Origin of the sequence: Stutzerimonas stutzeri (genome assembly GCF_002890915.1) — a bacterium.
Lineage (GTDB): Bacteria > Pseudomonadota > Gammaproteobacteria > Pseudomonadales > Pseudomonadaceae > Stutzerimonas > Stutzerimonas stutzeri_AF.
In genome coordinates this window covers 164,667-176,982 of the sequence record NZ_POUT01000008.1, presented here as the reverse complement: position 1 = coordinate 176,982, position 12,316 = coordinate 164,667, and the positions used below count along the sequence as shown (strand labels likewise).

General features: G+C 66.0%; 11 protein-coding genes and 1 pseudogene. 1 reads left to right on the top strand and 11 read right to left on the bottom strand.

Annotated features, from left to right (window positions below; genetic code table 11):
• Positions 1 to 24: 24 nt before the first annotated feature.
• Positions 25 to 410: pseudogene (locus CXK94_RS15210) on the top strand (LysR substrate-binding domain-containing protein).
• 63 nt (positions 411 to 473) lie between these two features.
• Here CXK94_RS15210 and CXK94_RS15205 read toward each other — a convergent pair.
• The 11 genes from CXK94_RS15205 to CXK94_RS15155 form a co-directional block, all read right to left on the bottom strand.
• A complete protein-coding gene (locus tag CXK94_RS15205; protein ID WP_102894982.1) occupies positions 474 to 917 on the bottom strand; it encodes a lipocalin-like domain-containing protein in 444 nt (147 codons plus the stop codon).
• 2 nt (positions 918 to 919) lie between these two features.
• On the bottom strand, positions 920 to 1,768 hold the full coding sequence (locus CXK94_RS15200) for an alpha/beta fold hydrolase (protein WP_102894981.1): 849 nt from the start codon (positions 1,766 to 1,768) through the stop codon (positions 920 to 922).
• Entirely contained in the window at positions 1,765 to 2,724 is a 960-nt protein-coding gene (locus tag CXK94_RS15195) for a VOC family protein (RefSeq protein ID WP_102894980.1), read from the bottom strand. The genes CXK94_RS15200 and CXK94_RS15195 overlap by 4 nt, the downstream gene beginning before the upstream one ends.
• 38 nt (positions 2,725 to 2,762) lie before the next feature.
• Entirely contained in the window at positions 2,763 to 3,521 is a 759-nt protein-coding gene (locus CXK94_RS15190; protein WP_037040675.1) for an SDR family NAD(P)-dependent oxidoreductase, read from the bottom strand.
• Between the two features lie 18 nt (positions 3,522 to 3,539).
• Positions 3,540 to 4,991, bottom strand: a complete 1,452-nt coding sequence (gene iaaH, locus CXK94_RS15185) for an indoleacetamide hydrolase (RefSeq protein ID WP_256046036.1) — start codon at positions 4,989 to 4,991, stop codon at positions 3,540 to 3,542.
• A gap of 7 nt (positions 4,992 to 4,998) precedes the next feature.
• Positions 4,999 to 5,748, bottom strand: a complete 750-nt coding sequence (locus CXK94_RS15180; RefSeq protein ID WP_102894978.1) for an aspartate/glutamate racemase family protein — start codon at positions 5,746 to 5,748, stop codon at positions 4,999 to 5,001.
• Positions 5,749 to 5,758: 10 nt separating this feature from the next.
• Positions 5,759 to 7,081, bottom strand: coding sequence for a M20 family metallopeptidase (locus CXK94_RS15175; RefSeq protein ID WP_037040671.1), 1,323 nt, complete (start codon positions 7,079 to 7,081; stop codon positions 5,759 to 5,761).
• A 10-nt stretch (positions 7,082 to 7,091) separates the two neighbouring features.
• Positions 7,092 to 8,120, bottom strand: coding sequence for an FAD-binding oxidoreductase (locus CXK94_RS15170; protein WP_102894977.1), 1,029 nt, complete (start codon positions 8,118 to 8,120; stop codon positions 7,092 to 7,094).
• Between the two features lie 451 nt (positions 8,121 to 8,571).
• Positions 8,572 to 9,981: an amidase gene (locus CXK94_RS15165; RefSeq protein WP_256046038.1), complete on the bottom strand. Its 1,410-nt coding sequence runs from the start codon at positions 9,979 to 9,981 to the stop codon at positions 8,572 to 8,574.
• Entirely contained in the window at positions 9,978 to 10,838 is an 861-nt protein-coding gene (locus tag CXK94_RS15160) for an alpha/beta fold hydrolase (RefSeq protein ID WP_037040660.1), read from the bottom strand. The genes CXK94_RS15165 and CXK94_RS15160 overlap by 4 nt, the downstream gene beginning before the upstream one ends.
• 53 nt (positions 10,839 to 10,891) lie before the next feature.
• The gene (locus tag CXK94_RS15155) at positions 10,892 to 12,226 is read right to left on the bottom strand and encodes a Rieske 2Fe-2S domain-containing protein (RefSeq protein ID WP_102894975.1); all 1,335 of its coding nucleotides are present in this window, start codon (positions 12,224 to 12,226) and stop codon (positions 10,892 to 10,894) included.
• Positions 12,227 to 12,316 lie beyond the last annotated feature (90 nt).

Below are 12,316 nucleotides of genomic sequence, written 5' to 3'. Positions count from 1 at the left end.
CGAACGGCCAACCGGCGGGTCGATGTGCTCGGCGAAGGGCTGGACCTGGCGCTGCGCGTGCGCTTCCCGCCGCTGGAAGACAGCGGCCTGGTGATGCGCAGCCTGGCGCAGAGCCCGCAGCGCCTGGTGGCGAGTGCGGATTTCCTGAAAGGCCTCGACCTGCCGCTGGTGCCGGCCGATCTCGGCAACCTGCCGAGCCTGGACTGGGGGCCGCGTTGCACGGCGTAGGCATCGTGCAGTTGCCGCTGATGGTCGTCGATCAGGACCTGGAACAGGGCCGGCTGGTGGACATCATCCCGCAATGGGTGCCCCGCAGCGGAATCGTCCACGCCGTCTTCCCGTCCCGCCGGGGCCTGCTGCCTTCGGTGAGGACGCTGATCGACTTCCTGGCGGAGCACATCAGGCAATAGCCTTTCAGGCTACCGATGAGGACGAGACACCGCTCCGCCCTTCCGGCGGAGGGCTTTGCGCAGTCACTGAGCGCAGCACGGGGCCCCCGCTCGCCGCCAGAGCAGCCGTGCAGTCCGCGCTTCGCTTGTGCCCACCTCAAGCCGAGCCGTCAGCGCGAGGACGTCGCCTTCCAGCTCGGCGCTACGGCGCTGCTCGCCGCCTACCCAGTCGGGGAAGAGGCTGTGGCGTACCTTATGCGTGATGGTATTGCCGTCGACGTCGTAGTCTCCTGCATACGTCAGGTAGCTGCCGTAGGCCGCCGCCTTCTCGGCATCGCTGGCCGACCATTGGCCTCCGCTGGCGAATGCCGGGCGATCCATGCGCGAGACGACGCAGAACATGCCGAAGTCGGAGTATTCAATGAAGCCTTCCAGCTCGGACCCCATGGGCAGTACCACGCGGCCATCGTCGTAGAGTTGCTCCCAGGCCAGGATGTTCCAGCGGCCTTTTATGGTTTCGCGATTCATGTTCATGCTCCGTTGCAGGATGGCGGGTCGATGAGAAAGTCAGTGAGCAGGCGGACGAAGGCCGGGGCTTTTTCGATCTGCACCCAGTGGCCGCATTCGCCGAACACATGCAGCTGGGCGTGGGGGATCAAGCGCAACATGCGCTCGGAGACTTCCAGGGGAATCACCTTGTCGTCACGGCCGTGGACCAGCAGGGTCTCATGCGGCAGTGCACGCAGCGCGTCCTCGGCCAGGGCGAGCATTTCCACCCCCTGCTGGCGAGGCGCCGGGAACAGCTGGGCGAAGCGCGTCTGCACGTCGTCGCGGATACTGGCCTCGTAGCGCATCCGCACCAGATCGTCGTTGATCAGCCCGTGGTCGTAGGCGAACACTTCCATCAGCTCACGCATCGCCTGCAGCGATGGCTGGTAACCCCAGACCTTTTCCAGCCCCTCGGTGATGGGGAACGGCAGCCCCGCGGCGCCCATCAGCACCAGGCGCCGAACGCGTTGCGGATACGCCTTGGCGAAGGCCAGCGCAATCGCCCCGCCGAAGGAATTGCCCACGATGGATACCTGCGGGACGTCCAGTGCATCGAGCAGGCCCACCAGCGACCGCACCCAGGCCGTGGGATCCAGCTTCCAGTCGCCGGGGCAGGTGGTATAGCCGAAGCCCAGCATGTCCGGGGCGATGACGCGGGCGTTCCGGGACAGCGCAGGAATCACGCCACGCCAGTTGGCCCAGGCGGTGACGCCAGGGCCGGAACCATGGATCAGGAGGATGGCGTCGCCCTGGCCCTGGTCGTGATAGTTGAGGGTGCATTCGCCAATCCGCAGGCTGTTGGCGATTTCCGGGGAAGCGGTGGTGGTCATTGTTTGCCCTTAGCGGTTTGAGAGGTGGTAACGACCGGGGCGCGCACACCCTGGGCGGCCAGGCGCTTGAGGATCTGCCGGGCTTCTTCGCGCTTGTGCTCCGGCAGCCAGGTACGGTCGTGGCCCCACAGGCTCATGCCCTGCAGTTCCTCGACTTCCCAGTCCGGCCCGACGGTGCGGCTGGCCCAGCCTAGCTCGAACATCCAGCCATCCGGGTTCTTCAGGTAGAACGAGGTGACGTGGTCGTTGATATGGCGGCCCAGGGTCACGCCAATGCTGTCGGGGTTGGTCAGCGCCACGTCGTAGGCGCGGCCAACGTCGTCGAAATCGTTGTATTCGAGCATCAGGTGGTAGATCTTCGCCGGCCCGCCGGTATGGGCCAGCCCCATGGTGTGGTGGCGCGGATTGCAGTGCAGGAACTCCACGCGAAACGGCGCATGGGTGTAGTCGCTGACCTTGAAGCCGAAGATGTTGCGGTAAAGATGACTGAGTTCGTCGAAGTGCTCGGTGATGAGCGCGACGTGCCCCAGGCCCATGTCGCCGGTGCGGAATCCGCCCAGCGGGCGCCCCGCAACGAAGGGACTGGCGGCATCCGCCAGGCCGTGGCACACCTCGATCGTCACGCCGTCGGGGTCGCGGAAATGAAACATGCCGGCAACCCCGCGCAACGCCAGTTCCTCGGCCGAGGCCGGTGTGGTCGCGTAGCCGCCGGCCTCCAGGGCAATGCGGATGCGCTCGGCATCGGCCGCATCCGCCGCCTCGAAGCCCATGCCCATGCTGGCCTCACCTTCGGTCCGGCTGACCAGCAGGCGCTGCACCTTCTCATCGGCGCGCAGGCGCACGCATGCTCCAGGACGGACGACCTCGACCTGCAGGCCGATGTGGTCGCGCGCCTGCTCCATCCAGGCCTCGAGATGCGGCGTCTGCACCACCACATAGCTCAGTGCGTTGATCATCTTGTTGTTCTCCTGTGATCACCCCTGAAACGCGAGCACTATTGCGCTGCCATGCCGCCATCCACCGAGAGCGTCGTACCGGTGACGTAGGAAGCCTGGTCGGACAGCAGCCAGAGCACTGCCGCGGTTATCTCTTCCGGCTGCCCTATGCGGCGCATGGGTACGCCGTTGTCGTACAGATGGTCGTCACCGCCGGTGACGCGGTCGAAGCTGGGCGTCTTGACCGGGCCGGGGCATACCGCGTTGACGCGGATGCCCTGGCTGGCGTAGTCCAGTGCCACGGCGCGCGTCGCACCGACGATGCCGTGCTTGGAGGCGACGTAATAAGCCGTCTCGGGCATCGCCTTGAGGCCGAAGATCGAAGCGTTGTTGACGATCGAACCGCCGCCGCTGGCGAGCATGGCGGCCGTCTCGTACTTCATCATGTACAGCATGCCCTTGAGATTGATGTCGATGACCTCGCTGAGATCGGCGATCGGCGTCGCGTGGATCGCGTTGAAGGCCCGCTGCAGGCCAGCGTTGTTGAATGCGCCGTCGAGCCGGCCATGGCTGTCCATGGCCAGCGCCACCAGTGCCTCGCAGTCCTCCGGCCGTGACACGTCGGTCGGCAGGAACAGCGCCTGGCCGCCGCCGGCACGGATTTGCCGCAGCAATGCCTGGCCGGCTTCGGCGTTACGATTGCCGATCACCAGACACGCCCCCTCGGCCGCCAGCGCCAGGCATACGTCCCGCCCCATGCCACTGGCGCCACCGGTCACGATCACCACCTTGTCGCGCCAACCGTCATTGCGTCTCATCAGGTTTCTCCTCTCATCTCACGCCCGCGCTACGCGGCCAAAAATGCTTTCCAGCAACTGCCCGATCGCCAGCAGGCGGCGATCGCTGCCCAGCGGACCGTCGAGTTCCATGCCCACCGGCAGGCCACTGCGCGTGCCGAGGCCCGCCGGCACCTGGATGCAGGGCAATCCCGCGCTGGCAGCCGGTTCGGTGTTCTGGATCAGGCGCTCGAAACTCGCCGGCTGGTTGACCTCTTCCTGCGCGAGCGGAGCAACCACGGCGGTCGTCGGAAACAGCAATCCGTCGAGGCGAAGGGATTCGAACAGATCCTGATAGCGTTCGCGCAGCGCCTGGCGGCCACCGTTCTGCGCGGCGTGGTACAGCGGCCCCGAAGCCACCAGCTGGTCTGCGGCCGGAATCCTGCGAGGCAGCACCCAGTTCTCGTAGATGTAACGCACATCGGGACTGTGCAGCTTCTCGGCGACCTGCTCGATGGTCATGCCGTGGCCATACGCATGCAGGTACTCGACCATGCAGTCGTAAGCCTCGTGGATCACCACGCTGAAGCCCACCGGCTCGTTGAGCGCCAGCAGGCCGGCATCCTCGATGGGCACCAGCTGGACACCATGGGCACGGAGCTTGTCCAGCGCGGCATGGGCCTGCTCCTGGGTGTCGTCATCCAGGTTGCGCCAGCATTCGGCGGGGATGCCGAAGCGGAGCCCCTCGAGGGTGATCGACGGCAGGGCATGATCGCCAGTGATCAAGCCATCGAGCAGCGCCACGTCGGCCATGCACAGGGCCATGGGCCCGACGGTGTCGCGGCTGCGGGCGATCGGGATCACGCCCTGGTCGCTGTAGCGACCTTGGCTGGGACGCAGCGAGGCGCAACCGTTGAGCGCCGGCGGAATGCGCATCGAACCACCGGTATCGGTGCCCAGCGCCGCCAGCGCCATGCGCGCACCGAGCGCGGCGGCGCTGCCCGATGACGAACCGCCGGCGATGCGGGTGCTGTCGTAGGGGTTGCGCACCCCCACTTCCCGCCCGGTGTTGAATGCGCCGTTGTAGCCAGTGGCGCCGAACGCCAGCTCATGCATGTTGGTCTTGCCGAGGATGATCGCGCCGGCCTCGCGCAGCGTGCGCACGGTGGGCGCATCCTCCGCCGGGACGAAATCGGCGAAGGCCGGCGAGCCGGCCGTACAAGGCAAGCCGGCGCAGTGGATGTTGTCCTTGATGACGATGGGAATCCCGCTCAACGGCTTGAGCGGCTCACCGGCCCTGCGCGCGGCATCGGCGGCCCCGGCGGCCGCCAGCGCCCCGGCGCGGTCGAGGGTCACGTATACGTTCAGTTCCCTGCCATCGTCACAGCGCTCCAGGCAGGCCTCCACCAGCTCGGTACTGCTCAGCACACCGTCGCGGAAGGCCGTCATCGCCTCGGCGATGGTCAGGTCGCTGAGGGCGTGGGCCGCTGCCGATTCGAACATTTTCATCATGGCTCTCCTATGCACGGCCCTGGCTCACGAAAGCCCCGTCCTTGTTCAGCTCGGGGCTGGGAAAGGCGACCTTGCTGTGGCACAGGCCAAGGTCGAGCAGCAGTTCGCACTGCTTGTAGGCGATCACGCCCGGATTGAGCACCGGCACCGGCAGGTGCTCGGCCAGGTAGGCGTGGGACTGGTGCATGGTGGTCGAGCCGAGCACGATGACGTCGGCGCCGTCTTCCTCGATGGCGCGCCGGCCGGCCTCGAGCAGCTTGCCGAAGACGAACTCCTCCTTGCCCTGCAGCAGCGCCTCGGTATCCGGACGAACATCGATCGAGCGGACCGACGCCAGGCGCGACTCCAGCCCGTATTCCTTGAGAGTCTTGCGGTACAGCGGAAACCAGCGTGGCCACATGGTCAGGATGCTGAACGTATGGCCGAGCATGGCGGCGGTATGGAACGCGGCGATGCCGGGGGCCAGCACCGGGATCGACAGCCGCGAGCGCAGCGCGGCCAGGCCGGAGTCGCTGACGGTGTTGATGCACACCGCGTCGAAGCCCTCTTCCTCGGCCTTGATGCCGGCTTCGATCACGGCCAGTTCCATCAGCGCCATGTCGTAGTAGCTGTCGGCCAAGGTCATCACCTGGCCGGCGCCGACGAAGCTGACCTCGATATCCGGGCGCAACATCGCGACGGGCAACTGGGATTCCACCAACGGCCTTGTGGCTTCGCTCATCGGAACCGGGAAGATCATCTTGATTCGCTTGCTCATCGGCGGCTCCTTACAGGCCCATTTCATGGCGCGGCCGGCTCAGGGTGTCGATCAGCGCGTAGAGGATCTTTTCCGCGCAGGGCATCAGGTCCGGGATGTAGGTCGCGCCCATGCCGCCCAGCCCCTCGGCCACCGGCAGCGGTGCACCAGTCGCGGGCCACGGCCAGCCGATGCGGGCGGTGGGGACACCGTAGCGACGCAGCGCCGCGCCGTCGGTCTGGCCGGCGAGCATGTCCGGTTCGCCATGGGGGCGTTGCTCGATGAACTCCCAACCGCGCTTGCACGACTGGATGATCCAGTTCTCTGGATCGGTGGTGCCGCCCGGTGCCGAGCCGTACTGCTCCCAGTCCAGATCCAGGTCCGGGAAGCGTGCATTCAGATCGGCAACGAACTCGGCGAACTGCGCCTTGACGCTGGCCGGGCTTACGCGCGGATTGACGCGTACATCGAAGAAAATTTCGGTGACCGCGCTGGGGAACGCCGGGCGCTCGACCTGGCCGCCGCGCACGCCGGCGATCCAGCCATGAGGCTGGATCACGCCGCTGGTGTTGCGGTCGGTGTACTGCAGGATCCACTGCTGCAGCTCCTGGATCACTGTCGCAGCCGGCACCACGGAGCTACGGAAGCCCGGGATACCATGGGGGACGCCGGCATAACCGAGGGTGCCCTTGACCTTGAGCTTGAACCAGGCCATGCCCGGTTCCTCGTGGTAGACCCAGTTCCACGGCTTCATGATGATGGCGAAGTCCGGATACATGCCGCGGTTGAGCATGTGAATCACGCCGTTGGACATCCCGGCATGGCGCGCACCGATATCCACCGGCATGCCGCCGTCGGCCACTCCCAGCAGCAGATCGCCCTTGAGCGGGACACCGGCCTCGATCAGCGCGGTGGCCACCTCGGTCAAGGTGGCGATCATCGCCTTGGGGTTCGACGAGCCGAGGCCGAACACCCAGTCGTCGACCATCTGCGCATACGGCTGCAGGTCGGCTTCCTCGCCATCGCCGGTGAGAATCTCCTCACCCGGTGTGCGATCCAGGTGAGTATCGATCGGCGCATAGAGCAACACGGTCGCCCCGCCGCCACTGCCCCTGAACTCGCCCAGCGCATTGCCGGTAAGGTCGTTCATCGGGTAGTAGCGCGCCTTCATGCCGATCGACTGCATGTGCCGGCGCATGAACTCGCTGGCCTCGCGGGTAGCGCCGGTGGGGCTGTGAATGTTGGTCAGCTGGAACAGCAGCTTCTGCAGACGCTGGGGATCGAGCTTGGCGCGGGCCAGTTCGTACCACTGGCTTTGCTCAGAGGTGAGCGGAAGCGAAGTTGTAGGTTTCATGCGCGGCTCCTCAGTGGCTGGCAACGAACTGCTCGGCGAAGATGTTTTCGGGTTTCACGCCCAGCGCGGTCAGGCGCTGGGTGGCGGCATCGATCATCGGCTGCGGGCCGCACAGGTAGGCGACGGTGTCCGGGCTGATCACGTCGTCTTCACGCAAGGCGCTGACCGGGCTGCCCGGATGCAGGCCGTCGCTGGCCTCGCGGTCGACGCAGATGCGGGTTTCCAGGGTCGGCAGCCATTGCTTGCGCAGCTCGATGTCTTCCAGGGAGAACAGCGCCTCGGGCACGGCGCAACCGAAGCTCAGCAGCATCCGCGGCTTGCGCCCGCTGCCTTGTCGCAGGGTGTCGATCATCGACAGAATCGGTGCCAGCCCGGTGCCACCCGCGACGAAGATATGCGGTGCGCGCTTATGTTCTTCGCGCAGGAAGAACGCACCATATGGTCCGCTGAGGGTGAGGACCTGATCCCGCTCGGCCACGTTCGCGAGAAAATCGGACATGGCGCCGCCCGGCAGCAGACGGATGAGGAATTCCATCTTCGGCAAATCGACCTGGGTGCTCGACGGCGAGTAGCTGCGCAGCACCCCCAGGCTGGGCACCACGATCTGCATGAACTGGCCGGGGCGGAACTCCATCCACTCCCCGTCGGCAAGCTCCAGGGTCAGCTTCACCACATTGCTGGCGATGCGCTCCACGGAGTCGATGAAGGCATGGACTTCCTGCGCCGCGCAGGAGCCCACCTCGCTGCCGTAGCCAAGGTTGAAGGTGCAGTCCGAGTTGACCTGGGAAACGCACAGCAAGCGCTGGCCGGCCTCGTACTCACTGCCCAGCAGCGAGGAGCTGGCACCCGGCTGGGTAACCGCCTCGCCTTCGCTCAATGTGCAGATGCAGCTCGAGCAACCGCCGGAGCGGCACTGGTAGAGCACCGGCATTTCAGCCGCGATCGCCGCTTCGAGGATGTTGGCGCCCCGTGGCACGCTGAAGCTGTGGGTAACGCCATCGGCGAAGTTGAGGGTGACGTGATGCAGTTGTTCATTCATATCGGAATCCACCGGAATCGGGACTTGCTTGAAGCCGGGCTGAAGCGTGTGGGGTGCAATCCACCAGCGCCCCGGACGGGCTGGCCTTGTGCCGGATGTTAGGAAGCGACAGGGTGCGACTGCGCTCCCATGGGCTACGCCGTTATCCCGAAAGTGCAAATTAAGTTGCGAAAGCACCAATGCCGACGGCCTGGAAAAGCCCCTGCACAGGCCTACGCCGCGCCACAGGGAACGCAGACGCCGGAAAGAACGGGCATAGCTATCCGCCCGTGAAAAGCAACCGAATCACAGATAGGGCTCGCCACTCCACCCGCAAGCGCCTACGCACCCCGAAAGGTTCTGTCCCTGCTAACCGTTGCGAATGAACGTTGCCCGCTCCTACGGCGGCTCGGCATGCAGCCGCACATCGAGCAAGTCGGAATTGGGGCATAGCTATCCGAAAGGTTTCCTCTCAGCCGAAGCTCTGCGGACGCAACCGATGCCAGTCGCTCACTTTCTGCAGCGCCATGCCGGCGCGGCAGAGCAGCGCTTCGCCGCCCTTGCGGGCGATGAACTGGCCGCCGATGGGCAGGCCGCCGGCGGTCAGCCCGATGGGCAGGCTCAGGCATGGATGGCCACTGACATTGAATGGCGAGGTGAACTGGATCAGGCGGCGGTTGGCCTCCGGGTCCAGCGCCAGATTGGCGAGCTGCTCATGGGTCGGCGCGGCGTAGGGCTGCACCGGCGCCAGCACGACGTCCAGCTCGTTCATCAAGGCGTCCACTTCGCCGGTGAAACGCTGGGCCGCCAGCAGGATGCGCTGGTAATCCATGCCGCTCAGGGCACGACCACCCTCGATCAGCCGGCTCAGGGCCGGACCGTATTCGCCCGCGCGCGCCGGATAGGTGCCGGCGTGGGCCACGGCGGTCTGTACGCCGCAGTGCATTTCCCAGTTGCCGCTCACGGCGCGGGCGTCCGGCATGTGGATTCTTCGCAACTGGCCACCAGCGCCGGCGATCAGTTGCATGACCTGCTGCAAGGCCTGCTGGATCTCCTCGTCGACGCCATCGCTGAGCCAGCGCTCATCGATTCCCACGCGCAAGCCGCGGAAGCTGTCGTCGATGCCCGGGATTTCCAGGCACACGCTGGGCAACGAGGTCGGGTCCAGCGGATCGTGGCCGGCGATGGTCGAGAGCAGGAACAGCGCGTCCCGCGCGCTGCGGGTGACCGGCCCGATATGGTCCAGGCTGGCGGCCATCTCGAAGGCACCGAAGCGGCTGACACGCCCCCAGGTCGGCTTGAGCCCGGTGAGGCCGTTGGCCGCGCAGGGAAAGCGGATCGAACCACCGGTATCGCTGCCCAGCGAGCCGTAGCAGAGCCCTGCCGCCGTGGCCACCCCGCAGCCGCTGGACGAGGCACCGACCCAATGATCGGCGCCCCAGGGATTGACCGGCGCCAGGATGTCGGGGTGATGGATGGCGAACGCGCCCTCGGTCATCTGCAACTTGCCGAGCATCACCACGCCGGCCTCGCGCAGGCGGGCGACCACGGTGGCATCCTGCCGCGGGATGCGCTGGCCATGCAGCGGCATGCCCGCCGCGGTGACCACGCCGGCGGTGTCCAACAGATCCTTGAAGGCCAGCGGGATGCCGTGCAAAGGGCTGCGGCAGAGGCCGCCGGCCAGTTCCCGCTCGGCCTGCCGGGCCTGTTCCAGGGCCAGTTCGGCGGTCACCCGGGCGTAGCTGTGCAGCGTGCCGTCGAGCGCGTCGATTCGCGCCAGCTGGGCCTCGGTGACTTCCACGGGGGAGATCTTGCGGCTGCGGATCAGCAGCGACAGTTCATGCATCTCCAGGTAATGCAGATCGCTGGGCAGGTTCATCATGCGGCTCCGATGAAGCTAATGGCCAGGGCGTTGAACTCGTCCGGGCATTCGCTCTGCAGATGGTGGGCGGCGTTGCCGAATACGTGGAGCTGCGCCCCGGGCAGGCGGTTGAGCATCATCATCGGCACATCGATGCTGCCGAACCAGTCATGCAGCCCCCAGCACATCAGGGTCGGCGCCCGTACCCGATGCAGCTCCGGCAGCAGGTTCTCCCACTCGCCGAAGGCGCCGGGCGTCTGCAGCAGGCGGATGTAGTCCGGGTTGTCGCTGGCCTCGAAACGCAGGCGCAGGTTTTCCTCGTCCAGGCGGCTGTCGTCGTGCAGTTCGTAGCGCTGCAGCAGCCGGCGCAGCTTGTCCGGCGTCGGCCCGCCATCGGCCAGGTAGTAGTCGCTCATCAGCGTCGCGGCATGCTTGCTGAACAGCGGCAGCGGCGCCATCGCCCCCTGGTCCACGGGCTGCGAGCCTATGGTGACCAGCCGCCCGACCCGCTGCGGATGGTCCACGGCCAGGCGCAGCGCGACGCAACCGCCGAAGGACTGGTTGATCAGGTGCGCGCGGGCGATGCCCAGGGCATCCATCAGCCCCAGCAGCTTACTGGCGTGCCAGCCGAACAGCGGGCCCTGCACCGGGACCATGGCGGAGCGTCCGAACTGCGGCAAATCGACGAAGTAGCACCGGTGATCGGCCGCGAACGCGCCGGCACTGAGGCGAAAGTTGCTCCAGGCCGTGCTGCCCGGCCCACCGCCATGGGTGAATAAGATCGGCAGCCGTCCGGTGTCCCGGCCCAGCACCTGGTAATGCAGGCGCACGCCGTCAACCGCGACGAACTGGCTGTCGCTTGGGGTTAAGTACGACATAACGGATTCCTGAAACAGGCGGGCCAGCCCCGGTCGAGGCCGGCCCGAAGGCATCACTCTTCGATCTTGCGGACCCTGTAGCCCGGACGGTGGCCGTCGGCGGTGTCCTTGAAGATCAGGCTGGTGTCCTTGCGGGCGCCGGCCACGCCGCGCCCCGGCTTGGCGATGCCGCGATTCCAGCGCGACGCCATCTTGCGCCAGGTGATCGGCGAGACGTCGGTGGCCACCAGTTGCTCCTCGTCCCAGCCGGTACCGTCGGAGTAGAAGTTCTGCATGGCTTCGCGGGCGTACAGGTCGCAGTCGTTGAAGCCGTGCAGGCACAGCGGCTCGTACATGTACTTGTAGCGATAGTCGAATTTCTTCACGTCTTCTTCGGTCGGGCACACGCGTACCAGGATTTCCCAGTACTCGTGGGTATCGTCGGTGATCGGCACGTACCACTCGTACTGCACCACATGCTCTTCCGGCCAGTTCTCCACCATCAGCACCCCCGGCAGGACCACCGAAGTGCGGTAGAAGCGACCATTCAGGCCTTCCACCTTCAACCCCAGAGGGCCGTTCTCCAGGATCGGCTGCCATTTGTCGGTGAACAGCCACTGCATCAGGCCTTTCGGGCCGTCCTCGTCCTCGACCACGCTGATGCAGTCGTCGGCGGTCGGCAGGATGCCCAGCGGCAGCACCCAGTCCTTGGCATGGACGATGGCATTGTCCTTGTGCACCAGGATGTGGGCGTTGTCGAAGCCGTTCTCGCAGGCGATGCGCCAGTTGCCGTAGCCGGTACGGTGCATGCCGCGGATCTGGGCATTGTCGTCCATCACGCTCGGCGAGGATGGCCACAGCGGGTGCGGGAAGCGCTCGCTGTTCTCCGGGAAACGGAACGGCAGGTCGTGGGACAGCGGCGGGACGTCCTCGTCGGGGAAGTCGTCCTCGCGCACGAAGACGAAGATCATGCCGTTGACTTCGTGCACCGGGTAGGTGGTGATGCCGGTGGTTCCCACCAGCTTGTCGTCCGGATTGGCGACGATGGTGACCAGGTCACCGCTCTGCAGATCGAAGGTGAACCCGTGGTACCAGCAGGAAATGGTGCTCTTGTTGAAGCACATGGGCTTCTCTGACAGGCGTACGCCACGGTGCAGGCACTGATCCTTGAGACAGTAGACCTTGCCGTTGACCCGGCGCAGCACCAGCGGCACGCCGCAGATCATGAGGCCTTCGACCTGGTCCTCGGGCAGCTCCTTGCTGAACAGGGCCGGGTACCAGTGGTTGATGAAGCCCCAGGCAGCATCCTTGTAGGGCTGGTACTGGCTCTGGGTCTTGGCGTTGTTGGCGCGGGCATCGCTGATGCCGTGCTTTACCACACGGCGCCGGACGATAGGCTGCTCGGACATGATTACCCCCTGGTTGTCAGGAAAGACGCCACCCCATGTGGCGCTTTTCAGTCATCCTAAGAAGCCATGTCCGCGCTGACGCTCCCGAAA

Bases quoted from the DNA above. Each gene is read 5' to 3' on its own strand.
- CXK94_RS15205 (WP_102894982.1), bottom strand. From the start codon at position 917: ATGAATCGCGAAACCATAAAAGGCCGCTGGAACATCCTGGCCTGGGAG.
- CXK94_RS15200 (WP_102894981.1), bottom strand. From the start codon at position 1,768: ATGACCACCACCGCTTCCCCGGAAATCGCCAACAGCCTGCGGATTGGC.
- CXK94_RS15195 (WP_102894980.1), bottom strand. From the start codon at position 2,724: ATGATCAACGCACTGAGCTATGTGGTGGTGCAGACGCCGCATCTCGAG.
- CXK94_RS15190 (WP_037040675.1), bottom strand. From the start codon at position 3,521: ATGAGACGCAATGACGGTTGGCGCGACAAGGTGGTGATCGTGACCGGT.
- iaaH (WP_256046036.1), bottom strand. From the start codon at position 4,991: ATGATGAAAATGTTCGAATCGGCAGCGGCCCACGCCCTCAGCGACCTG.
- CXK94_RS15180 (WP_102894978.1), bottom strand. From the start codon at position 5,748: ATGAGCAAGCGAATCAAGATGATCTTCCCGGTTCCGATGAGCGAAGCC.
- CXK94_RS15175 (WP_037040671.1), bottom strand. From the start codon at position 7,081: ATGAAACCTACAACTTCGCTTCCGCTCACCTCTGAGCAAAGCCAGTGG.
- CXK94_RS15170 (WP_102894977.1), bottom strand. From the start codon at position 8,120: ATGAATGAACAACTGCATCACGTCACCCTCAACTTCGCCGATGGCGTT.
- CXK94_RS15165 (WP_256046038.1), bottom strand. From the start codon at position 9,981: ATGATGAACCTGCCCAGCGATCTGCATTACCTGGAGATGCATGAACTG.
- CXK94_RS15160 (WP_037040660.1), bottom strand. From the start codon at position 10,838: ATGTCGTACTTAACCCCAAGCGACAGCCAGTTCGTCGCGGTTGACGGC.
- CXK94_RS15155 (WP_102894975.1), bottom strand. From the start codon at position 12,226: ATGTCCGAGCAGCCTATCGTCCGGCGCCGTGTGGTAAAGCACGGCATC.